Source organism: Nostoc sp. (assembly GCF_036917935.1).
Classification (GTDB): Bacteria; Cyanobacteriota; Cyanobacteriia; order Cyanobacteriales; family Nostocaceae; genus Nostoc.
Window position 1 is genome coordinate 43,602 of sequence record NZ_JBALEL010000004.1, and the last position, 21,710, is coordinate 65,311.

Genomic DNA, 21,710 nt, shown 5'->3' on the forward strand with positions numbered 1-21,710 from the left:
AGAAATTGTGAAAGGAAGAAGGAAGTATATTTTCATCCTTCATCCTTCATCTTTTATTTAGTCGCCAAAGGCAGCAACCAAAGTAATAGTTTAGACGAGATACGCTTCTTGATGAGTCTTAATTGTGCAATTAGAACGAGGATAAGTTACACAAAGTAGAGCGTATCCTTTAGAAACCTGATCGTCATCTAAAAAGTTTTGATCGTCTTGATTAACTTCACCTTCGACAACTTTACCAACACAGCTAGAGCAAGAACCTGCGTGACAAGAAAAGGGCAATTCAATACCATTTTCTTCTGCTGCTTCCAAGATTGTTATCTCTTCGTCAACTTCAATTGTGGTGTCGATGTCTTCTTTTTTGTTGATTAATCTAACTTGGTAGGTAGCCATTTTCCGATTCTCCTCAAACGTTATACAGTTGGTCTAATTTCCGAAGTTTTTGAGCAACCTATCTTACTCTTTGCTTTCCTTCTTGTTACGGAGAAGCTACGCTTTAGCTAGTTTCTCTACAAGGTTAAGGATGCAATGCGAACGAGAAGCTACCTCAAGGCAAAGCGATAAGCCTGCGGCATGGCTTCTCTACGAGACGCTCTGCGAACGCTTACCGCATTTATAGAAAGCCTCTATAATCAGACTTGGCGCTAACGGAATGATGTTAGCTGCAAGGTACACCAGTAGGCGTACCGTCGTCTGTTTTGAAGGACTTTCCACAACCGCAGGTATCAGTTGCATTGGGGTTGATGAATTTAAAACCGCTTTCCATCACTCCCTCAACGAAGTCAACGATAACTCCGTCTAATAACGGCGCACTTTTAGCATCAACGTAAACCAGCACTTTGCCTTGCTGACTTACTAAATCATCTGGTTGAGGTTTGCTGGTGATATCGATCGCATATTCATAGCCACTGCAACCACCATCTTTTACAGAGATGCGGACACCTTTAGTTACGCCATCAGTGTCGGGTGCGGAACCTTTGAGGAATGCCCGCAGATGAAATTCTGCTTTTTCTGATAAAATAACGGCCATCAGTTCTCCTGATTTGTAGCGATTAGTTGTTCTGATTTCAGGTGTGGATTGTCAGTTGTCAGTTGTCTTTTGCTAATGACCAATGACTAATGACTATTTTGTGTAATACCTGTGGCTTCCATCGAATTAGATTGCGCGTGTCTCCAAGGCGCACTATTACCGCATACTGGACAAGAGCGATCGCGGTGAGAACGGCGTTTAGCAAATTCCATCCGATTCAAGTCCATTGTCAGCAATTGCGATAATAGAGGCTGACTAAATCCGGTGATCAGCTTGATCGCCTCCAGTGCTGTTAGACAAGCTAGTGTTCCAGAAACAGCGCCTAGAACTGAAAAGCCGCGCTGATCCCAATCAGGCTTTTCGGGAAACAGACAAGACAAACAAGGAGTCACACCAGGAATAATCGTCGTTAGGTAAGCCTCCATCCCATTCATTGCAGCTTCTACCATTGGCTTACGCGATCGCACACAGGCTTCATTTAACAAATTGCGCTCTGTAAAATTGTGGGCACAATCAAGAGCCATATCAGCAGACTGCACTAATGAATCTACATTTTCCGGGGTGATGTAATCATGAACAGTTTCCACTTGGACATCAGGATTAATCGCGTCCAGAGTTTCTTTAGCTTTGAATACCCTTGGCTTACCAACCCAATCATCGGTCATGAGAACCTGACGATTCATATCATCTAGCCGCAAGTCACCACCCCGGACTAAGATTAGCCGCCCAACGCCTGCTACTGCTAAGTAAAGCGCCGCCGTACCGCCTAATCCCCCCACACCTGTAACCAGAACTGTCGCTGACTTCAGGCGCTTCTGTGCTGTTTCGCCAAAATTCGGAAGCATCATTTGGCGACGATAGCGTTCTAATTCGGTAGGCGTTAGGTTAACCAATTTATACCTCCTAATCAGAAGTGATTTCTGTCAGTGTGACTACATTTTTCGGCTTGTCGTTAAACACTTTGAACAGCTTTTGTTCGTGAGGTGTTGATTCGATAAATACCTGATAAGCTTTTTGCAAAGCTAAAGAATATTGATTTAATTTCTCTTCTTGACTCAAGTCAGGAGAATTATCATCAATTTCTTTGATGTATTGAGAAAACTTTTTCAGAATATGTAGACGATTTACATTTACAACTTTTAGATCGTAGGACAGGTTAAAGAATTTAAAAAATTCTTCCGCATCTACGAGCTGCTTGAATTCATCAATTGTTCCAGTCATTTCGCATTCTCCAATTGTTTCAGATGTTGCTTAAGTTCATCTAACTGGCGATAGATTTCATAAGTTGCGGCTGCAACATCCATAAGTTGTTTGTAATCTGTTGGCAGTCCTTCGGCTAAATCATGCAGATCCATTTTCATTTGACCCGCTTTGCTGTTAAGCCGTCTGATTTGTCCCTGTACTTCCTCAATACTCGTTTCTTCTGCTTGCACAATCAGCCACTCCACATTGAATTTTGGATTTTAGATTTTAAATTTTGGATTGGATGATATTGCTTTAATCAAATGGTAATGAAATTAGTGATTAAGACTTGAATCCAAAATCCCAAATCCAAAATCTAAAATTGCTACACGTTGCCAACTTCAGGAAAGCGCTTCGCCAAATCAATGCCTTTTTTGACGTAGTTTTCGCCCTCTTCTGCTAATTTATCCAGGGAGTCAAAGCCAAAGCGTTGAGCATCTCGCAAGGTTTTCACAGCTAGCAAGAGACGGCCAGAAAAAACTAGCGCCCAGCCAAATCCTTCATGGCTCAAATCAACCACAACCTGGGATATTAAACCTGTTTCCTGTTCAATCCCAGCAGCTACGGCTCGAAAAAATGCCATAATCCGAGCTTGAGTGATCGGATCAACTTCGCCCTCAACGGAAATTTCCCGTTTCTTTTGTTTGGTGACAATAAAGGGTTTGAGAATCAACTCATCCGACCAAGTACGATAAACTCCATAACTGTCTTGACCACGGATTTGTTTAATTAATACCTTAAGAAAAGGTGAGTTCAAGACTTCAGTTGTGGCGGTTCCATTAACACTATTATTTGTGGTCATACTGTTGCTTCATTTTCAACTTCATCTGCAAAGTTTGTGGGCTTTTGCTGTAAAGCTTTACGCAACCAAGGTGGAGGATTACCTTTGAGGGTTTTCACAAGCTTATTTAGCACTTCACTAATTTCTTCTTCTTCCGATCGCGCCTTGACTGGGGTGACACCTTTCTTGATTAACCGAGCGGCGGCGCTACCACCAATTGCTATTACATAAATAATTGTGCAGCCCTCTATAGCCGCAAGTTTTGGTGCAAGTCTACTCTCATTACTCTCTTCTTGAAGCTGGTCATCAAATTTAAGAGTCTCTAGGAATCTATATCCTTCATCCGAGACTTCATAAACATCAATTTCATCTGCCGCTCCAAAATGAGCATTAATATGAACTCGATCACTCGTCGTGAAGGCGATTTTCATTGTAATTCTCCTCTCTCAAGTTTTGAATTTTGAAGCAATGCGGTTCAGTTAGTGATATTTAGCTCTGGAAGATCCCCCCAACCCCCCTTAAAAAGGGGGGCTAATTTAAGATTTGCTCAATCCTCTCCTTTTTAAGGAGGGTTAGGGAGGATCGACTTTTAACTGAACTGTTTTGAATTTTCAAGTGTGAATTCAAAACTCAGCGCTCACAATTCCGAACTCTTGGAACTGCTTAACTCTGGCTTCTTCTTGCTCTAAAAACAGGTTGCCGATGCCAAACACAAGTTCCATCGTGCCTCGATAGCCAACTTTGGTAAATTGACCATTACCTAAACGGTCATAAATGGGCAATCCTAGACGATAAAGAGGAATCGAAAGCCGTTTAGCGATCGCACCGACATTCGAGTTACCAATCAGCAAATCAGAACCACCTGCTAGACTCTCAAAGTCCTCCAAATCGCCGATTGTGACGTTTTTAACCGGGAGTTTTTCTAAGAGGTGCGATCGCGTGGTTGTCACCGCCCCATGAATTTGCGCTCCCATCGATTGCAAAAAATGCACTGTTGACCACAGCAAATCTGGTTCCAGCGCTAGGGAAACTCGTTTTGCACCAAAGTAAAAGTGGGTGTCCAGCATCGCATCTTGCAACTGACGACGTTGGCGGCGGTATTTTTCGGGTACACTGTTACCGCTCAGAATCGCCAATGCTTGGATAAATTCATCTACTGGTTCTAATCCCGTCAGTTCGCCAAACACCTCATAAGGTGTGTCAAAGCGTTCTTCCAGAATCTTTGCAGCCCCCCGCATACTTTCACCCAATGCCAGGGTAAAAGCAGAACTACCTACTTCTCGTAGCTGTTTTAGGGTAGTCCCACTGACTGTAACCGCACTATAACCATCCTCTAAGTGACCATCTAGAGAAGCGCCAAGGTCAGGTACAAAGATCGGTACTAATCCAAAGGATGTGACTATCTCCTTGATTTCCTGTACATCCCCAGGTGTGAAGGCAGAACCCGCCAAAACGGTGACTTGTTCAGTTCTGGTTCCACCTGCGCGAGGAATTTCCTTAACTATGCTTTCCACAGCAACGGCAAAACCATCTTGCAACGCACCTTTAAAATCTGGAGTGGGTGCAAAAACGATCGCCAAATCATTCAATTCGGGGTGGCGATCGCGGATTTCCTTAAGAAAACCCTCGATGTCATCTCCTCTAGTTTCGGTCAACCCAGTACTACATAAACCAATAATTTCTGGATTAGCCTTTTCTACTAGAGTGAGAATTGCTTGTTCCACATTCTCTTCACCACCCAAAATAGTGGTGACTTCCGTCATCGCTGTGGTAGCAAGGGGAATCGCTTCCCGGAAATGCCGTACTAAGACAACTTTGGCGAAAGCAGTACAACCTTGAGAACCGTGGAATAAAGGCATCGTCCCTTTCAATCCCAAAAAGGCTAAGGTTGCACCCAAAGCTTGACTTTGCTTAAGGGGATTAACAGTCAGTGCTTTGTTAGAAATGGTAACGATTGCCATTAGAATACCTCCTCATTCCACAGAGCGGACTTTCTCGTTCCCTGGCTCCGCCGGGGAATGCTGACAGTGAGGCTCTGCCTCATCTGCTCTAAAAGGAAGGCAGAGCCTTCAGGAATGCGTTCCCAGCCGGAGTCTGGGAACGAGGGACAGTTGCGATCGCCATTAAACTGCTTCCTCGTCCCAAGGAGCGGGTTTACGTATTTGTTCCCAAATCGGGCTATACAGGGCTTCGTATAGTTCCCGCGCCATCTCGATCATTCCCACATAACCTGCATAAGGATGGTGGCGTTCTTGGTTAATATCAAGAAAAGGAATTCTAGCTTTCAAAGCGGTGTATTGGTTACGTCCACCAGCAATCAGCATATCTGCGCCAGTGTCTTTAACCACTTGTAGCAATTCCTTAGCGTTGCCCTTCTCCAACATAATGCCATCGTTGCCGAGCAACTTCTTGATTTTGGCTTTATCTTCCTCAGTACTTTTGCGAGTACTGGTAGCAACAACTTCAATGCCCAAGTCCCTAGCAGCCGAGATAATTGACCAACTCTTGACACCACCAGTATACAAAACAACTCGCTTACCTTTGAGTCGAGCGCGATAAGGAGCTAGTGCCAAATCTAAAGCAGCCGTTTCTTCTGCAATTAGCTTTTCTGTCCGCTCCTGTAAATCAGGATCACCTAATTTAGCAGCGATATTTCGCAGACAACGATTCATATCATCGATGCCGTAGAAAGACTCTTCAATGTAGGGGATGTTGTAACGCTCCTCCATCTTTCTCGCCATGTTGACTAGCGCTCGTGAGCAGATCATCACGTTGAGCTTGGCGCGGTGGGCATAGCGAATTTCATTGTAGCGAGCATCGCCCGTAATTTTAGACAAAATACGGATGCCTAACTTTTCTAACAGTGGTGTTACTCCCCACATTTCCCCGGCGATGTTGTATTCACCGATTAAGTTAATATCATAGGGCGTTGTATGTTCCGGTTCTGCTGTGCCGACAACATATTCCAACAAAGCTTCACCACCAAAACGGTTGCCCAGATTTTTACTGCCAATGAATCCTGGGGCAATGACGGGAACAACAGGAATACCGATTTTCTCAGCCGCAGCTTTGCAGACAGCATCCATATCATCGCCAATTAAGGCTGTAACGCAAGTGGCATAGACAAATACTGCTGCTGGTTGGTAGCGCTCTTTGAGTTCCAGAATCGCTTTGTAGAGTTTCTTTTCGCCACCGAAGATGACATCATTTTCACCCAAGTCAGTCGTAAAGCCCATCTTGTAGAGTTGAGGGCCAGAGGAGAGACTACCACGACTGCCCCAGGAATTACCAGCACAGGCTATAGGCCCGTGGACTAGATGCGCTGCATCTGCGATCGGCACTAAAGAAATCATTGCACCATCAAAGGCACAGCCCCCTTGAGCCGCGCCAGGTTGTGCCTGTTGAGCGCATGATTTATTTTTCTTTTCCGTTTGTTTGTGCTGATTATGCTCGCATCCTGTCTCAGTCAGCAGTTCGTTGATTTTGCCTTGGGTGCTTTTCATCTCTCTTCTCGTACTTAATTGTTAATTGTCATTTGTCCTTTGTCATTTGTCCTTTGAATAACTAATGACCAATGACTAACAAATGTATTTTGTGACATCTTCTCCACATACATCGGCAAGGTAAGATAGAGCGCGGAAACGCAATCCTACAAATTCGTCATATAAAGGATTGAGTTTACATAGTGGTGGGATATCAATAGACTTCCCAAATAATTTAATTTGTCGCTCAAAGGGACAACAACAAGGAATTGTTTGGCAAATTAGATGAGCGATGCGATTATTTTTAACCTGAATTTCATCCACTACACGGCGCAACGGATTAAGAAGATTGTGGAACCACCCTGGTTTTTTCTGGTTAGGTGGATGGTAATTAGGATGAGGATGAGTGTGAGTGTGTTCGTGAGTGTGATTGATGGTTTCCATTTATACATACCTTGGGTAAATGCTAGAAAGAAAAAGGGAAGTTGGGGATTGGGGATTGGGGATTGGGTTTGGATATTTCCCTACTCCCCACTCCCGTACAGACGCGATTAATCTCGTCTCTACCTACTCCCCTTCTTTACCCTTTAGTTAACACGTTGTGTTTCTACGCAATTTCTAACGAATCAAGTCGTAAGAAATATCTGTCTTAGAAGGAATGTTGGTGTTGCGATCGATTTCTTCAAACAGGGTATTTACAACCCAGTTGAGCAAGTTGATCACACCTTGATAACCAATGGTGGAGTAGCGGTGTAAGTGGTGACGATCTATGATCGGATAGCCAATTCTCACTAAGGGAGTCTTAGTATCGCGCCACAGGTACTTACCGTAGCTGTTACCGATGAGCAAGTCTACGGGTTCGGTGAACATCAAAGAACGCAGGTGCCACAGGTCTTTACCAGGCCAAACAGTTGCATTGCTACCAAAGGGGCTAGAAGCAAGCAGTTCTTTCATTTCTGCTTCAAATACTTCGTTGCTGTTGTGAACCAAGATATGCACAGGTTCAGCACCCATTTCTAGCATAAAGCCAACTACGCTGTATACTAAATCTGGTTCGCCGTAGATAGCGAAGCGCTTGCCGTGAATCCATGAGTGGGAGTCAGTCATGGCATCAACTGCCTGACCGCGTTCAATTTCCAATTGTTCGGGAATAGGTATACCACTCAGTTGGCTGAGTTTCATCAAGAACTCATCAGTACCCTTAATACCCCAAGGACGGGAAACTGAGGTTGGTTGCTTCCACTCTTTTTCAATGTACTCGCGGGTTTTGAGGGTTGAGTGTGCTTGCAGAGCGATCGTAGCTTTCCCATTAATTGAATCTTCTGCATCTTCTAGCTTTGTACCACCTGGGTACATATTGAACTCACCTGTGTTTGGTGAATCGAGGTAGTCGCTGTTGTCGGCTAGAATTGTGTAGTCAAAGCCGAACAAAGAAGCAATCCGCTTGATTTCGCGGTTGTTGCCTACGTAGGTGTCAAAACCTGGGATGAAGTTGATTTTACCATTGCTGGTTTCTTTCTTATGTCCTGCTGTCAGGTTAGAAAGAATTCCCTTCATCATGTTGTCGTAACCAGTGATGTGGGAGCCGACAAAGCTAGGGGTGTGAGCGTAGGGTACTGGGAAATCTTGAGGAACTGAACCAGCTTCCTTGGCGTTGTTGATGAAAGACTGCAAGTCATCACCAATTACTTCTGCCATACAGGTGGTGCAGACAGCGATCATCTTGGGCTTGTAGAGTTGGTAAGAGTTCGCCAAGCCGTCAATCATGTTTTGCAGACCACCAAACACGGCTGCATCTTCAGTCATTGAAGAAGATACACCAGAGAATGGTTCTTTGTAGTGGCGGGTTAAGTGCGTGCGGAAGTAAGCAACGCAACCTTGAGAACCTTGAACAAAAGGTAGAGTGCCTTCAAAACCAACAGCAGCAAAGATTGCTCCTAGTGGTTGACAACCTTTAGCAGGGTTAACGGTTAAAGCTTCACGAGCGAAGTTCTTTTCACGATAATCCCAACTCTTTGTCCATTCTGCAACCCGTTGTACTTCTTCGGCTTCGTGACCGTTTTCAAACTGCTTTTTGTTTTCAAATAGCTGTTGGTACTCAGGTTGGTGGAATAACTCGACGTGATCTTGAATTTTTTCGGGATTCTGAGGCATTTTTGGATCTCCAAGCTTACTGAATTCTTTACTGATTGAGGAATGAGGATTTGAGGTGGGAATGGGAATATGATTCAAAATTCAAAATGCAAAAATCAAAAGAAATTTTTAATTTTTCAGTTTTGAATTTTGGATTCCCAACTCCCCCCTGGGGTTTTAGCCCCAGGTTATCCTTACTTATCTCTCTTTCCCATTTCCCTAAACGGCAGCCTTAGCCTTAGCTTCAGCCTTCTTAGCGTTAGCTTTTTCATTCCAAGGAGCGCCAATTAATCCCCAGGTTGGGCTGTTGAGTGCCAAGTCCATATCTCGTGCGAAGATGGCGAAGCCGTCATAACCGTGATAAGGACCGGAGTAATCCTTTTTGTGGTTTAATTATTTTCACCAGCCTAATGTTTGCAGTAAGCAATGTGAGCGATAAACATTGTTCGCTGATAGCACATTTATTTTTAGACTAAATATAGGCTAAAAACACAGCATAATTAGGTTCAGGACTCATATCATGTCCGCCAGATTACCCATAATAAAAGAACCCCACCCCCAACCCCTCCCCGCTTACAGGGAGGGGAGACAAAGCATAAGTTTGGCTCTTTGGGGAACTTCTGGTTTAATAAGCAATCAAGCGGACATGATATCACGCATCATCTAAATGTTGTCCTGAGCCAAGGCGATTAAAAAATCGCCCGTTTTTTTGCTCATCTCTGCAAGCACAGCAGCAAAAAGAACACATGAGAACGAAAGTACTACTAGAATTAGAGAAAGTTAATCTGCGTTTGAAGTCTGCGAAGGCAAAAGTGACAATTAGAGAATCGAATGGAAGTCTGCAATTACGGGCGACGTTACCAATTAAACCGGGAGACAAAGATAGTAATGGTACTGGGAGAAAGCAATACAATATCAGTTTGAATATTCCCTCTAACTTAGATGGACTCAAGACGGCTGAGGAAGAAGCATACGAATTAGGGAAGTTAATCGCGCGTAAAACCTTTGAATGGAATGATAAATATTTAGGAAATGAGGCAATTAAAAAAGAATTTAAAACTATCGGAGAATTACTTGAACAATTTGAAGAAGAGTATTTTAAAACTCACAAACGCACAACTAAAAGCGAACATACTTTTTTTTATTATTTTTCTCGAACTAAGAGATTTACTAATGCCAAAGATTTAGCGATCGCACAAAATCTAATCAGTTCAATTGAACAAATCGATAAGGAATGGGCTAAGTATAATGCAACTAGAGCTATATCGGCATTTTGCTTGACATTTAACATCGAAATTGACTTATCTAAATACTCCAAAATGCCTGAGAGTAATTCTCGAAATATACCGACAGATGTAGAAATATCTGAGGGAATTCTCAAGTTTGAAGATTACCAACATAACAGAGGTAATCAAGTTAATCAAAGTGTTCAAGATAGCTGGCAACTTTGGCGATGGACGTATGGAATGTTAGCCGTTTTTGGTTTACGCCCACGGGAAATTTTTATTAATCCTGATATTGCTTGGTGGTTGAGTCAAGAGAATGCAGATTTGACATGGAAAGTCCATAAAGATTGTAAGACTGGAGAGAGAGAAGCATTACCATTATATCGGCAATGGATTGAGGATTTTGATTTGAGAAATCCTAAATATTTAGAGATGTTGGGGAGTGCGATCGCTAAAAAAGATAACACTAATCATGCAGAGATTACGGCGTTAACACAGCGAGTTAGTTGGTGGTTTCGTAAGATAGGATTGGATTTTAAACCGTATGATTTACGTCACGCTTGGGCAATTCGGGCGCATATTTTGGGAATCCCAATTAAAGCGGCGGCGGATAATTTAGGGCATAGTGTGCAAGTTCATACGCAAACTTATCAGCGTTGGTTCTCGCTGGATATGCGGAAGTTAGCGATTAATCAGGCTTTGAGTAAGAGAAATGAAGTTGAGTTGATTAGAGAGGAGAATGCTAAGTTGAGGATGGAGAATGAGAAATTGAGGTTGGAGATTGAGAAATTGAGGATGGAAATAGTTTATAAGCGGAGTTAAGTTTGCCCATAAGTAATACCACTTTCAGATAATTTGGTATAATTTATGGAGAAAAAATTATTAAGATAAAAGAAAATAAAAAATTATGGCGCTAGTAACTCTCCAACAGATAATTAAGCAGCTTGAGACACTTGAAATAGAAGAACTTCAGCAGCTTAATCAGACTATTCAAAAGTATCTTGCTGAGAAAAAAGAAACAGTCAAGCAAGCAGCATTCCACCAAGCTCTAATTGATTCTGGCTTAGTAAAACACATTAAACATCCTGCTTATGAACCAATAACCGAGCGACGACTAATTCAGATCGAGGGAAAGCCTATTTCTGAAACTATCATTGAGGAACGTCGTTAGATGGCAATCTACTTCATAGACAGTAGCGCATTGGTCAAGCGTTATATTAGTGAAACTGGATCAGCTTGGGTTTTGGAGCTATTTAATCCGACTCTCAACAATGAGGTATTTATTGCTGCAATAACCAGTGTCGAAATTATAGCGGCAATTACCAGGCGATCGCGCGGTGGAAATATTAGCATTACAGATGACTTATAATATATCTAGAATTCCTCCTATTAAGTGTTTACACCGTTGTTATTCAAAAACCTATTGATATTATTATGACATATAGTAAATTCAATTAGTATACTATTAATTTATGAATAATAAGCTGATTTACCACACTGAGGCAAGTATAAATGGTGGAATTTCACCTTTTGATGAAGCAATTCGTGAAGTTAGTAATAGTAAAGAACTACTGATAGCTTGTCCCTATATTGATATTAGTTATGTTAAACCCTTATTAGGCGACCAAGTAAACTGGCGTATTATTTCTGATGTAGAAGCTTGGCTTATTGCTTTTCAAGGTAAAGCAAGAGAAGAAATCATTGATTTCATCATTGAAAACACATCCAAAATTCATGATTATAGGAATTTACATGCAAAAGTTGTTCTTGGCGATCATTTATGCTTAATAGGTTCTGCAAATTTGACCAGAATGGGTATTACTCAGAGAGCAGAGATGTCAATTTTGCTAAATGAAAGTAATGAAATTAATGAAATTAGAGAATGGTTTGATATCTCATGGTCAAGCAGTAGTGAGGTTGATATCACCAAATTAAAAGACTATGCTCAGAGAATTATTAAAACGACACCTACACTTGAAGATCAAAAGAGTTGTTTAAATTCAGATGCTCCAATTATTAAATCAAAGATGATCGCTCAACCTGAAAAATCTGAAAACAAAGCCAGTAAATCAAACGCCAAAAAAGATAATGAACCTTGGAATGGTTGTGATTTTTATGTAAGTATTGGTGAAGGTAAACATCGAAACTGGGAAGACTGCCGAAAATATGGTTTTATTTCTAGTGGTAGTGAGAAAAAATATAACAAAGGTATAATAAAGTTGCTTCCTGGGTCGCGTGTATTCGTCCACATACCCAAACCCAGAACTGGTTATGCCAAAACTGGTTATGGTTATGTCGGTGTTGGTCTAGTAAAAGATTCTGCTGTACCTTTAAAAGACTTCAAGTTATTATTAGCCAACGGGCAACAAGTACCAATCCTAGATGTACCACTTTTTGCCCCAGAAATGGATGAATATGTAGATGACCTTGATAAATCCGAGTACCTTGTCCGTGTTGAATGGATTAAAGCAGTGCCTAGAAGTCAAGCACACTGGGAAAAAGGTTTTTTTTCATACAAGAATATAAAATGTAAAATGGAAAGTCCGATAGCTCGTTTGACAATAGAAAAGTTATCTCAGCATTTCGGATTAAACGATTAACTGTCATTTAATAATCGCGTTGTAGTGCGATCGCACTCCTCCCAAAGCATACATCGTTACAAAGCTGATTTACTCAAAAACAACGCCGCGATAAATTTCTACCATCGATAATGCGATCGCAACTGAATTTAAATAAATATATATCTCTAAGCTGCTAAAATCACTGGGTAGTTCGGTATTATAAGGATATTGGGTTCTGGTTCTGTCTGTGCCTGCAAAAGACATTTTTCACGAAGCCGTCAAACGAGGACTTGAAAAAGAAGGGTGGGTCATCACGCACGATCCGCTAGTAGTTAAGTTTGCCAAAGATAAAATGTCAGTCGATTTAGGTGCAGAAAAAATATTAGCAGCCGAGCGAGGAACTGAAAAAATTGCTGTTGAGATCAAAAGTTTTTTGGGCGATTCAGAACTGTTTGAGTACCACGCAGCTTTAGGGCAATTTCTCAATTATCGATTAGCTCTGCGAATCAGGGAGCCTGAACGAGTTTTATTTCTAGCAGTTCCAGTCTCAACCTATCGCTCACTTTTTAGCCGGGACTTTGCCCAAACTTCAGTACAAGAGTATCAAGTTAAGTTAATAGTTTACGATCCAAAGGTTGAGGTGATTGTGCAATGGCAAAGCTAGACCAATATCGTGAATATATTCAGAAGTTACTAACGAAGTATAGCAGTTACACACCTTCAGAAGAAGATGTTGAAATCCAACTGATATTCGATACGGCGCAAGATCATTACCAGATTCTAGAGATTGGTTGGGATGGATATGACCGAATTTATAATTGTGTAATACATCTGGATATCAAAGATGAAAAGATATGGATTCAGCGTAATATGACGGATATCCAAATTGCTGAAGAGTTGACTGAGATGGGAGTACCTAAAGAGGATATAGTTTTGGGACTACAGCCATTTTACCAGCGTCAATATACGCAATATGGCGTAGCGTGAATTTGTCTAACAAGTAATGACAGCAGAACCTCTGTTTAGTACGCACCTCTCCCAAAGCATACATCGTCACAAAGCTGATTTACTCAAAAACAACGCCGCGATAAATTTCTGCCATCGATAATGCGATCGCAACTGAATCTAAAGAAATAGATAACTCCAAGCCGCTAAAATCAGTGAGTAACCAACCTTCGGCTTGTTTACTGTAGCGTTCCACAAAAGGTTCAACAATATTATTTTGTCACAGATTTGGTTCTGAGGTGATATAAGACTCCGATTATTGATCTGGTGCGTTGCGCTGCACAACAACACACCCTACCAACTGTTGAAGTGTTAGAGGATGTTTGAAAAGTCCTTAGTGATGTATCAAATACTCTTAGATCCCCCTAAATCCCCCGATAAATTGGGGGACTTTGATTCCGTTTCCCCCCTTAAAAAGGGGGGCTAGGGGGGATCGATAAGTGCCTGATATCACAGCCGACCACTTTTCAAACAACCTCTTAGAGACTATCTACTTACAATATGCCCTTGAAGAGTTTGGGCGACGCCGAATAGCCCGTCGTAGACATCGCTTTCTTCTACGTTAATGGTTGTGAATCAGTAAACCTATTATATAAAAAGCCTGTTTGTGATAATTACTCACAAACAGACTTGACTTTTTCTAGCCTTCTAATTAAGCCTGTTCCCAAAGCTCACGTACATAGTCAGGCAGCCAGCTAGCAATTTCCTGAATCCGCTCTTCGGAAAGTTCGTCTTTGGTGGCAGAAAACACGGCTTTAACCGCTTGCTCTCGCTCGACCGATCGCGGCATTCCACTTTCATTAGCAACTCGGAACAGGAAGCGATCGGAATCGATATTGAAGATACCTGGGCCTTTCCAGGGTGGACGAACCCGGCTCAAAAATCCCACGAGTGGATTGGTGTCTTTCCAGAGATCGGACACTTCAAACTGGAGTGCTTTTTCATCCGTAGGTATAGCCTCTGTATGCAGTTCTGCCTCAACGCGATCGCTAGCTTCTGTAGTCATTAAGTCGCGCATCACGCGAAACACAACTTCGGTAAAGTCTCTTGCATCATAGGGGTCTGCAAACCCGGCTTTGACCTGGACTTTTTCTAGAAACGAGCGATGTTCGTCGGCGATCGCAGTTCGATTATCTTCAATCTCTGTTGGGTCAATTTCTGGAATGTTTGTTCTAAAACTTTCATCGGGCATTGTTTTTGTTGTGGTTATTAATTTTGAGTCTTTATGCTTACCTTATGTAAGGTCGCATAAATCCAAAACCCTTAGTATCATCCAGAAGTTTGAGATGTCATCTATTCAAAAGTTAGAAATTCATCCGATCTGTTCATAACAGCAAAGTTATGCTTGAGGGTAAGCAATTTCCTTTTATTGAGCAGAGCAATACTCTTAGTGTTTCTGCCCGTCATATACATCGCCCATTGGTATCAAAAAACAGTCAGAATAGATGAATTGGTATAAATTCCGTTGAAACAGAGATGCTAGAAACAACAAACATCGAAATTAACACTTGCTATGTCAAAGTACCTAACAATGACTTAGAAATCGATGCTTACTTAGCTCAACCAGCACAAAAGGGAACCTTTGGCGCGGTTATAGTTTTTCCAGAAATTTTTGGAATCAATAGTAATATTCGAGATATCACCGAATTAATCGCTAAACAAGGTTATGTAGCGATCGCCCCAGCGATGTATCAACGCACTGCTCCCGGTTTTGAGGCTGACTTTAGCCCTGAAGATGTTGGCTATAGTCCAGAAGCATATCGGCTGGGCTTGGAATACTATCAACAAGTAAAATATCAAGAGATATTCAGCGATATTCAAGCTGCTATCGCCTACCTCAAAACTTTACCCAATGTCAAAGATGATGCCATCGGTGTCATTGGTTTCTGTTTTGGCGGTCATGTTGCTTATATGGCTGCAACTTTACCCGATATCAAAGCAACAGCTTCGTTTTATGGTGGCGGGATTACCACTGCTAGTTATGGTGAAGACACTCCAACCATTAATCGCACCTCAGAAATTAAAGGTACTATCTATGCATTTTTTGGTACAAGAGATGCATTAGTTTCCCAGGAAGAAAACGAGCAAATTGAAGCAGAATTAAAGAAACATCAAATAAATCATCGTGTATTTCGATACGACGCCGGACACGGATTCTTCGCGGGATTCTTCAAAGATCAATACCCATTTCTAACCCAGAACCCAATGTACAATCCCGAAGCGGCTCCTGATGCTTGGCAATATGTTCTAGAACTCTTTCAAAATCACTTGTGATCCGGTTTGTCGGAGATATCGCACTCATTGGACAAGAGTGCGATACTGTTGCCTTTAACCTTTTGAGTTTTTAAGCAGTAATTGACAACCGCATAAAAACGGGTTTGGGCTTTCTGTGCGATCGTCTGCAAGCACTTCAATGGGAAGCTTACTGTTGTAAATCAATTCGTCATAATCCATCAATGCATCCCACTTGATCTTGCCAGTCGGGAAGCCTAACTGTGAAGCTCCATCAGAGATCAACTCTTGCCATTTCTGAATCTCTGGATCTTGCGATTTGCAGTAATCGAGAATAGCAATCAATGCACCAGGCTTAGTAACTCGCAGGATCTCTGCAAGGGCACGGACTGGATCGTTAACGACACAGAGGGTATATCCTGACGCTGCGGCATCAAAGCTATTATCAGCAAAATCAAGATTGCAGAGATCCGATACCTTGAAGGTGATGTCTGCGGATACGTGCTTTTTACGTGCTTCATCCATCATCTTATGAGAAAGATCGACACCTACGACACTTACACCTTTAGGATAGGCTGGAAGATTAAGACCTGTTCCTACCGCAGCATCCAGTACGGTTTGTCCTAGCTTGAGCTGTAAGGAAGCAATTAGGGGTTCGCGCTCGATGTGCCAGTAACGCCTCATAATTGCGTCATAATCCACTGATCCCTGATCGTAGGTTTCAATCACTTGATGTATCTGCATAGGTTTCTTAACAAATAAGACTACTTATTTAACTATCTGTTCGACTGTGTGGTGTGTTAGCGCCTAAACCTCGTGTATTGTACTACTACCTAGATGACTTGACAATTCCACGTAAGAGTTCAGGAAAAAACATATTAAGTTAGATAAGTGGGTAGGTATAAGTAAGTCGTCTCCTGGCAATCAGTATCAAGTTAAACCACTCCATAAACTTTCAGCCGGAGAGGAATCTGAATGATAAACTCGGTTCCTTGTCCAGCTGTTGAGAAGCACTCTAGTTTACCACCATGTTTTTCTGTGACGATTTGGTAGCTGATGGACATACCCATTCCGGTGCCTTTGCCAATGGGTTTGGTGGTGAAAAAGGGATCGAATATTCGTTGCTGAAATTCTTGGGAAATACCGACTCCATTATCAGCGATCGCTACTTCTAACCATGTTGAATTAACTACCGATGTGCGAATATTAATTATACTAGGATTATTCTCAATCTCCTTATAGGTACGCTTGGCATTATTTTCTTCTAATGCATCAATCGCATTTACTAAAATATTCATAAACACTTGGTTGAGTTGTCCCGCATAGCATTCTACTAGCGGTACAGTACCGTAGTCTTTAATCACCTCAATTTCAGGTTGTTCTGGTTTAGCTTTCAGGCGGTGTTGCAAAATCATCAAGGTACTATCCATGCCCTCATGAATATCGACGCTTTTGAATTCCGCTTCGTCGATGCGGGAGAAGTTCCGCAGCGATAGTACAATTTGGCGAATGCGATCAGTGCCCACTTTCATAGAAGACAACATTTTCGGCAAGTCTTGTTGCAAAAACTCCAGATCGATGTCTTCGGCTACGGTTTGAATTTCAGCAGCAGGGTGGGTATTATGCTGCTGATACAACTGCATAAGTGCTAATAAATCCTGGGTATATTCTTGCACATGGACGAGGTTGCCATGAATAAAGTTGACTGGATTATTAATTTCGTGTGCGACTCCAGCAACTAGTTGTCCCAGGCTAGACATTTTTTCACTTTGAATAACTTGAGATTGAGTGCGTTGCAATTCCCTTAATGCATTTTTGAGTTCATTAGTGCGTTCTTCTACCCGCTCTTCTAGTTCTTCTTTGCTTTTCTCTAAAGCAGTAAACGATTCATGCAATTGTCCTGCCATGTGGTTGAAAGAGTTGGATAAGGTATTAAGTTCTTGAATGCCGCTAGTTTCTACTGTCTGAGCTAAATTCCCGGATGCCATTGCCTCACTTGCCCAATTCAGGCGCAGAATCGGGCGTGCAATCCAACGGGAGGTAAATACGCTCATCATTGAGGCCACAACCAATGCGCCAAAACAAAGAGCGATCGTAATGTGCGTGTTAGCGTTAATTTGCCCCATGAATGCGTTTTCTGGTACAATTACCACCACCAGCCAATCCAAGCCATACTTGTCACGCCAAGGCATAACATGGACAAAGTGTTGTTCTCTCTGCACCTCAAGTTTAAAATCTGTGTCTTGGGTAATGGAGCTAAACTCGTTAAAAGTTTGGAGGTGTCTGGCAACTTTCTGGATCATTGGGTCAGAACTGTCGATCGCTTGCAATCTTTGAATCTTTTGATTAACCAAGGTAAAGGGCTTCTCTGTACCAGAACTGGCGACTAACGTGCCATTTCGCTCTAAAAGAAATATCTGCCCAGACTGACTAATATTCAAACTGCGTAAAATATCGCTGAGTTTCAGCAGGTGAATGTCCGTTGCAATCATTCCCAGTAAGCGATTTTGCGAATCATAGATGGGACGACTGGCAGAGGCGCTGATGTAGGGGCCTGTTGGGAGATTTGCAGTCACAATCTTTCCCCAAATGGGTTTACCAGCAGCGATGGGTTGGGTATACCAAGATTCATTGAAATTATCCCAAGTCCACCGAGCAGTGACCTGAAGTCGATTACCTTGATTATCTGTGGCATAAGTGGAGGTATTGTTTGGAAGTTTGGCAGTCCAATCATCAATGGTAATCGTCTTGCCATCATAACGAGCAGCTCCCAGCCCCTCACCTGTCGTTAGTCCAATACCAATATAAGTCAGGTCGTAGACCTGCATCTGATCCCAGAAATACTTACCAAGGGTTTGGCGATGCTTACTGCCGGCTGCGCCTACGCCCACATTTAATATTCCCCTGCGAATAGCATCTGCGTTAATCTGATTAAGGGTTTGGGGAATGGAAAGATAAGACTTTAAATGTTCATCCACTACGTCGCTGGTGCGCTCCATCAACTGCTCTGCCAAGTCGTTAACTGCTCTTTGTCCATTTTTAAAGGACAAATAACCCACTAAACTGACCGCTGCAAAAATTTGGATCACGAAGGGAACAACAAGAACAATCTGTAATGGGAACGCCTTAGCTTTGCTGAGATAGTGAGTCTTCATTGCTGGAAGCTGAAAGTTGTGCTGATTTGATTTACTTTTATAGTTCCCAAGATGTTCGCATACTCACCTTTATTTAAATTTTTTTGTCAAGTTAAAGGCGACTGTAGGGTGGAATGGTACTTTCTTAAACAAAAATTGCTGGATTTAGGAAGTGACATTCAAATATAGGGTGCGTTGCGGGGTTTCCACAGCAGATCCTTCTCCTGTGTTCGCCTTGCTTCCCGGCAGGGAAGTCATATCATGTCCGCTTGATTGCTTATTAAACCCAGGAGTTCCCCACCCCCGCCAAAGCTACGCTTTGTCTCCCCTCCCGAAGAGCGGGGAGGGGATTAAGGGGAGCCAGTGCGGTCTTCTCCCTTGGCGCTAGCCTCTCCCTTTGGGAGAAGGGGAGACGCTAAAAGCGATAGCGAAGCGGTAGCGAGTCATCGTTCGCGCAGCGTCTCGTAGAGAGCGTCTGGGGTCTCCCCAAGTGGAGCATCTGGCGTGTGGGGTGCAATGACTGTGGTTAGCATAACTAATTATGCGGACATGATATCAAGCATTGCCCGCCTAACGGACTGACTCCTCGTTGTAGCATGTTTGCGTAAGTCCTGTAAAATTAGGATATTTTTTTCTAAGTTTAATTGGGTAGAAGTGTAGTTTGATGATGTATAGTGGGGCAATTATGCTAAAAAGATAATTACAAGACTACTGCTGAGAAACCATGCAAATCGAAGCAATAGAGATTGACGTAGCGATCGCAGCCAAGTTTGTTCAATTGGTGCTAAACTGCATCAACCAAGAGTATCCGCACAACAATATTTTTTGGTTGGAAAGCGATGAGGACATTAAGCCGCCACGCGAATTAATGCCAGCGTTTTATGGTTGTTTGGATTGGCATTCTGCCGTACATGGACATTGGTTACTGGCAAGGTTAGCTCGTTATTTTCCTGATGCTGAATTTCAGCCGACAGCAAGGGAAGCACTAACCCAAACCCTGACTCCAGAGAAAATTAAAGGAGAAATTACCCATTTTCATAGATGTCCCTTCTTTGAGTGTCCTTATGGGTTTTCATGGCTGTTGCAACTCGCTACGGAATTGCATGAATGGAATGATTATCAAGGTAAAGAATGGCTAGCGGCGTTAGAACCGTTAGAAACCTTAGTTGCCAACAACTTTTATCGCTGGCTTGAAAAACTTGAACTTCCCGATCGCACTGGAGCGCACTTTCAAACCGCGTTTCCACTTGGTTTAGCACTCGATTGGGCACGAATTAGGAAGAATAACGACTTTGCTGATCTGATCGAAGACAAAGCCCAAAAATTTTATCGGAGCGATCGCAACTATCCATTTCATTTTGAACCATTGGGTTATGATTTTGTCTCTCCCTGTCTTGCAGAAGCAGATTTAATGCGACGCATTCTTTCACCAACAGATTTTGCAAATTGGTTTACCGATTTCCTTCCCCAATTACTCACAGAAGACGCGATAAACTGTTTACAACCTGTACAAATAACTAAATCCAACGACTATTTACAATCTCATTTTCGGGGTCTAAATCTCAGTCGCGCTTGGATGCTTGAGGGAATAATCTCTCGATTACCCGATAACGATTATCGACTTGATACGCTCCGCTCTGTGACTATTTTACATCGCCAATGTGGGTTGGTAGATGTTGCAAGTGAACATTATTCTAGTAGTCATTGGTTGGGAACCTTTGTAGTTTATCTTATAACGGCACGGGGATTATGTAAATAGATGAAGCCTCCTGCATAACATCCTTTAACGGTTTTCTACAGCGAGATTATAAAGTAGCTTGTTGATGGGGCGATTACACCCAATACAAATCCCTATCTATGCAGTCCGAGATGTAGTACGTTGCCCCTTTGCGACAACACACCCTAGCAATACTAGGAATTTGATAACATTAACAAAGTAAGCGATCGCCTGTTACCCAACTTCGGCGATATCTACGATGGGCTACGCCCTCTTCAGCAGAGAGAACAAAAATACTATGGTAAAGCGTAAGAAAAGCAATCTCCAGTGGATTAAAGAAACGCTTGAACTCAAACCCGATCATCGCTGGGAATCTCCATCCGGCTACAAAATTTTTGTCGCAGATCGAGGCGCTGTTCGCTTCAATGTTCCCCAGGATTGGGTTTTTGAGCCACAAGAAAAATCCTTCAAGTTCCTCGATAAAAAACCGCCTAACGATGATTGCTGCCTAGAAATATCTTTCAATCGCCTGCCACCCAATGACTGGAGCCAGTTTCCACTAAAATCCACCTTGAAGAAAGTCATGGAAGACGACAGTCGCAACGTCATTGCTAAGGGAGAAATTATTACCATCAAGCGCCAAACTGCCAGAATTGTCTGGACAGAGATGAAGTTCATTGACACTCAAGAAGAACCACGGGAAGCTTTTTCGCGGACTTGCATTGGTTTGGGGTCAAATGTTCAGTGCTTGATTACATTCGATTATTGGGCAGATCAAGCAGAACAATTAATACCCGTTTGGGATGAAGCGATGCGTAGTCTCACATTAGGGTTGTATATCCGTGACCCCATGACTGGTCTGGCTTTCCCAGACTGAGGCACAAGGTAAGAGGGATAATTGATATAGACACAACAGTGCGTAGGTGTAGCTCATCGCAGAGATTGCATTTGAGGTAATAGAGATATGAGTGAAAATGACGTAAGCACAATACCCTTTGGGAAGCTTTCAGTTAGATGATTTGTGCCTACCAATAATTTCGGGCAACACATAATTAATTTTTGGAGATGTCTAATATGAATCCCCAGAAGGTTAGGAAGTGCGATCGCGTAATTCCTCTGACGAAATCTAGATTATTCTTACTTTCGTTTCTTTTTGGGATTAGTCAGGTC

At 42.4% G+C, this 21,710-nt stretch carries 23 protein-coding genes and 3 pseudogenes; 9 read left to right on the forward strand and 17 right to left on the reverse strand.

All coding sequences use genetic code 11. From position 1 onward, the window contains the following. Positions 1-90: 90 nt before the first annotated feature. From V7K62_RS03515 to V7K62_RS31450, 12 genes and pseudogenes are all read right to left on the reverse strand, one after another. Positions 91-390, reverse strand: coding sequence for a 2Fe-2S iron-sulfur cluster-binding protein (locus tag V7K62_RS03515; protein ID WP_334861739.1), 300 nt, complete (start codon positions 388-390; stop codon positions 91-93). Between the two features lie 265 nt (positions 391-655). After that, entirely contained in the window at positions 656-1,027 is a 372-nt protein-coding gene (locus V7K62_RS03520; protein ID WP_334861741.1) for a HesB/IscA family protein, read from the reverse strand. Positions 1,028-1,113: 86 nt separating this feature from the next. Next, positions 1,114-1,920, reverse strand: coding sequence for a HesA/MoeB/ThiF family protein (locus V7K62_RS03525; RefSeq protein WP_334861743.1), 807 nt, complete (start codon positions 1,918-1,920; stop codon positions 1,114-1,116). Between the two features lie 10 nt (positions 1,921-1,930). Next, positions 1,931-2,248: a nitrogenase-stabilizing/protective protein NifW gene (gene nifW, locus V7K62_RS03530; protein ID WP_334861745.1), complete on the reverse strand. Its 318-nt coding sequence runs from the start codon at positions 2,246-2,248 to the stop codon at positions 1,931-1,933. Continuing rightward, on the reverse strand, positions 2,245-2,460 hold the full coding sequence (locus tag V7K62_RS03535; protein ID WP_334861785.1) for a CCE_0567 family metalloprotein: 216 nt from the start codon (positions 2,458-2,460) through the stop codon (positions 2,245-2,247). Before V7K62_RS03535 ends, nifW begins: the two co-directional genes overlap by 4 nt. 134 nt (positions 2,461-2,594) lie before the next feature. Next, positions 2,595-3,071 carry a NifX-associated nitrogen fixation protein gene (locus V7K62_RS03540; protein WP_334861747.1) on the reverse strand — a complete coding sequence of 159 codons (477 nt, stop codon included), beginning with the start codon at positions 3,069-3,071 and terminating at the stop codon, positions 2,595-2,597. Further along, on the reverse strand, positions 3,068-3,481 hold the full coding sequence (gene nifX, locus V7K62_RS03545) for a nitrogen fixation protein NifX (protein WP_334861749.1): 414 nt from the start codon (positions 3,479-3,481) through the stop codon (positions 3,068-3,070). The genes V7K62_RS03540 and nifX overlap by 4 nt, the downstream gene beginning before the upstream one ends. Positions 3,482-3,673: 192 nt before the next feature. Then, on the reverse strand, positions 3,674-5,011 hold the full coding sequence (gene nifN, locus V7K62_RS03550; protein WP_334861751.1) for a nitrogenase iron-molybdenum cofactor biosynthesis protein NifN: 1,338 nt from the start codon (positions 5,009-5,011) through the stop codon (positions 3,674-3,676). A 162-nt stretch (positions 5,012-5,173) separates the two neighbouring features. Beyond that, on the reverse strand, positions 5,174-6,553 hold the full coding sequence (nifE, locus tag V7K62_RS03555; RefSeq protein ID WP_334861753.1) for a nitrogenase iron-molybdenum cofactor biosynthesis protein NifE: 1,380 nt from the start codon (positions 6,551-6,553) through the stop codon (positions 5,174-5,176). A 75-nt stretch (positions 6,554-6,628) separates the two neighbouring features. After that, positions 6,629-6,976, reverse strand: coding sequence for a Mo-dependent nitrogenase C-terminal domain-containing protein (locus V7K62_RS03560; RefSeq protein ID WP_334798825.1), 348 nt, complete (start codon positions 6,974-6,976; stop codon positions 6,629-6,631). Positions 6,977-7,150: 174 nt separating this feature from the next. Continuing rightward, a complete protein-coding gene (gene nifK, locus V7K62_RS03565; RefSeq protein WP_334861755.1) occupies positions 7,151-8,686 on the reverse strand; it encodes a nitrogenase molybdenum-iron protein subunit beta in 1,536 nt (511 codons plus the stop codon). Between the two features lie 198 nt (positions 8,687-8,884). Then, a pseudogene (locus tag V7K62_RS31450) lies at positions 8,885-9,052 on the reverse strand (nitrogenase molybdenum-iron protein alpha chain); the annotation flags it as partial. 317 nt (positions 9,053-9,369) lie between these two features. Between V7K62_RS31450 and V7K62_RS03575 the strand changes: the two are divergent. From V7K62_RS03575 to V7K62_RS03590, 4 genes and pseudogenes are all read left to right on the forward strand, one after another. Further along, positions 9,370-10,713 (forward strand): annotated as a pseudogene (locus tag V7K62_RS03575) (site-specific integrase); the annotation flags it as partial. A gap of 85 nt (positions 10,714-10,798) precedes the next feature. Continuing rightward, positions 10,799-11,062 (forward strand): hypothetical protein, encoded by a 264-nt coding sequence (locus tag V7K62_RS03580; RefSeq protein WP_334861759.1) that lies wholly within the window; start codon positions 10,799-10,801, stop codon positions 11,060-11,062. Continuing rightward, positions 11,063-11,260, forward strand: a complete 198-nt coding sequence (locus V7K62_RS03585; protein WP_334861761.1) for a type II toxin-antitoxin system VapC family toxin — start codon at positions 11,063-11,065, stop codon at positions 11,258-11,260. It begins immediately after the preceding gene. Between the two features lie 103 nt (positions 11,261-11,363). Further along, positions 11,364-12,491, forward strand: coding sequence for a phospholipase D-like domain-containing protein (locus tag V7K62_RS03590; protein WP_334861763.1), 1,128 nt, complete (start codon positions 11,364-11,366; stop codon positions 12,489-12,491). Positions 12,492-12,560: 69 nt separating this feature from the next. Here the strand turns inward: V7K62_RS03590 and V7K62_RS03595 are convergent, their stop codons facing one another. After that, on the reverse strand, positions 12,561-12,716 hold the full coding sequence (locus tag V7K62_RS03595; protein ID WP_334861765.1) for a hypothetical protein: 156 nt from the start codon (positions 12,714-12,716) through the stop codon (positions 12,561-12,563). Here V7K62_RS03595 and V7K62_RS03600 point away from each other — a divergent pair. Both V7K62_RS03600 and V7K62_RS03605 read left to right on the forward strand, forming a co-directional pair. Then, complete coding sequence (locus V7K62_RS03600) at positions 12,700-13,116, forward strand: XisH family protein (RefSeq protein ID WP_334861767.1); 417 nt, start codon at positions 12,700-12,702, stop codon at positions 13,114-13,116. The genes V7K62_RS03595 and V7K62_RS03600 overlap by 17 nt on opposite strands. Continuing rightward, a complete protein-coding gene (locus V7K62_RS03605; RefSeq protein ID WP_334861769.1) occupies positions 13,104-13,439 on the forward strand; it encodes a XisI protein in 336 nt (111 codons plus the stop codon). Before V7K62_RS03600 ends, V7K62_RS03605 begins: the two co-directional genes overlap by 13 nt. Positions 13,440-13,518: 79 nt before the next feature. Here the strand turns inward: V7K62_RS03605 and V7K62_RS03610 are convergent. Both V7K62_RS03610 and V7K62_RS03615 read right to left on the reverse strand, forming a co-directional pair. Then, positions 13,519-13,662 (reverse strand): annotated as a pseudogene (locus V7K62_RS03610) (Uma2 family endonuclease); the annotation flags it as partial. A 447-nt stretch (positions 13,663-14,109) separates the two neighbouring features. Then, complete coding sequence (locus V7K62_RS03615) at positions 14,110-14,649, reverse strand: DUF2267 domain-containing protein (RefSeq protein ID WP_334861771.1); 540 nt, start codon at positions 14,647-14,649, stop codon at positions 14,110-14,112. A 284-nt stretch (positions 14,650-14,933) separates the two neighbouring features. On the opposite strand from V7K62_RS03615, the gene V7K62_RS03620 reads away from it, so the two are divergent. Further along, positions 14,934-15,731 (forward strand): dienelactone hydrolase family protein, encoded by a 798-nt coding sequence (locus tag V7K62_RS03620; protein ID WP_334861772.1) that lies wholly within the window; start codon positions 14,934-14,936, stop codon positions 15,729-15,731. Positions 15,732-15,785: 54 nt separating this feature from the next. Here V7K62_RS03620 and V7K62_RS03625 read toward each other — a convergent pair whose 3' ends face one another. Both V7K62_RS03625 and V7K62_RS03630 read right to left on the reverse strand, forming a co-directional pair. Next, on the reverse strand, positions 15,786-16,418 hold the full coding sequence (locus V7K62_RS03625) for a class I SAM-dependent methyltransferase (protein WP_334861774.1): 633 nt from the start codon (positions 16,416-16,418) through the stop codon (positions 15,786-15,788). A 206-nt stretch (positions 16,419-16,624) separates the two neighbouring features. Continuing rightward, a complete protein-coding gene (locus V7K62_RS03630) occupies positions 16,625-18,844 on the reverse strand; it encodes an ATP-binding protein (RefSeq protein WP_334861776.1) in 2,220 nt (739 codons plus the stop codon). Between the two features lie 703 nt (positions 18,845-19,547). On the opposite strand from V7K62_RS03630, the gene V7K62_RS03635 reads away from it, so the two are divergent. Next, positions 19,548-20,582: a DUF2891 domain-containing protein gene (locus V7K62_RS03635; protein WP_334861778.1), complete on the forward strand. Its 1,035-nt coding sequence runs from the start codon at positions 19,548-19,550 to the stop codon at positions 20,580-20,582. A 256-nt stretch (positions 20,583-20,838) separates the two neighbouring features. After that, positions 20,839-21,417 (forward strand): hypothetical protein, encoded by a 579-nt coding sequence (locus tag V7K62_RS03640; RefSeq protein ID WP_334861780.1) that lies wholly within the window; start codon positions 20,839-20,841, stop codon positions 21,415-21,417. The last annotated feature ends 293 nt before the right edge of the window (positions 21,418-21,710 follow it).

Excerpts from the sequence above, each read along its gene's own strand:
- V7K62_RS03515 (WP_334861739.1), bottom strand. The coding sequence starts at position 390 with ATGGCTACCTACCAAGTTAGATTAATCAACAAAAAAGAAGACATCGAC.
- V7K62_RS03520 (WP_334861741.1), bottom strand. The coding sequence starts at position 1,027 with ATGGCCGTTATTTTATCAGAAAAAGCAGAATTTCATCTGCGGGCATTC.
- nifW (WP_334861745.1), bottom strand. The coding sequence starts at position 2,248 with ATGACTGGAACAATTGATGAATTCAAGCAGCTCGTAGATGCGGAAGAA.
- V7K62_RS03540 (WP_334861747.1), bottom strand. The coding sequence starts at position 3,071 with ATGACCACAAATAATAGTGTTAATGGAACCGCCACAACTGAAGTCTTG.
- nifX (WP_334861749.1), bottom strand. The coding sequence starts at position 3,481 with ATGAAAATCGCCTTCACGACGAGTGATCGAGTTCATATTAATGCTCAT.
- nifN (WP_334861751.1), bottom strand. The coding sequence starts at position 5,011 with ATGGCAATCGTTACCATTTCTAACAAAGCACTGACTGTTAATCCCCTT.
- nifE (WP_334861753.1), bottom strand. The coding sequence starts at position 6,553 with ATGAAAAGCACCCAAGGCAAAATCAACGAACTGCTGACTGAGACAGGA.
- V7K62_RS03560 (WP_334798825.1), bottom strand. The coding sequence starts at position 6,976 with ATGGAAACCATCAATCACACTCACGAACACACTCACACTCATCCTCAT.
- nifK (WP_334861755.1), bottom strand. The coding sequence starts at position 8,686 with ATGCCTCAGAATCCCGAAAAAATTCAAGATCACGTCGAGTTATTCCAC.
- V7K62_RS03580 (WP_334861759.1), top strand. The coding sequence starts at position 10,799 with ATGGCGCTAGTAACTCTCCAACAGATAATTAAGCAGCTTGAGACACTT.
- V7K62_RS03585 (WP_334861761.1), top strand. The coding sequence starts at position 11,063 with ATGGCAATCTACTTCATAGACAGTAGCGCATTGGTCAAGCGTTATATT.
- V7K62_RS03590 (WP_334861763.1), top strand. The coding sequence starts at position 11,364 with ATGAATAATAAGCTGATTTACCACACTGAGGCAAGTATAAATGGTGGA.
- V7K62_RS03595 (WP_334861765.1), bottom strand. The coding sequence starts at position 12,716 with ATGTCTTTTGCAGGCACAGACAGAACCAGAACCCAATATCCTTATAAT.
- V7K62_RS03605 (WP_334861769.1), top strand. The coding sequence starts at position 13,104 with ATGGCAAAGCTAGACCAATATCGTGAATATATTCAGAAGTTACTAACG.
- V7K62_RS03615 (WP_334861771.1), bottom strand. The coding sequence starts at position 14,649 with ATGCCCGATGAAAGTTTTAGAACAAACATTCCAGAAATTGACCCAACA.
- V7K62_RS03620 (WP_334861772.1), top strand. The coding sequence starts at position 14,934 with ATGCTAGAAACAACAAACATCGAAATTAACACTTGCTATGTCAAAGTA.
- V7K62_RS03630 (WP_334861776.1), bottom strand. The coding sequence starts at position 18,844 with ATGAAGACTCACTATCTCAGCAAAGCTAAGGCGTTCCCATTACAGATT.
- V7K62_RS03635 (WP_334861778.1), top strand. The coding sequence starts at position 19,548 with ATGCAAATCGAAGCAATAGAGATTGACGTAGCGATCGCAGCCAAGTTT.
- V7K62_RS03640 (WP_334861780.1), top strand. The coding sequence starts at position 20,839 with ATGGTAAAGCGTAAGAAAAGCAATCTCCAGTGGATTAAAGAAACGCTT.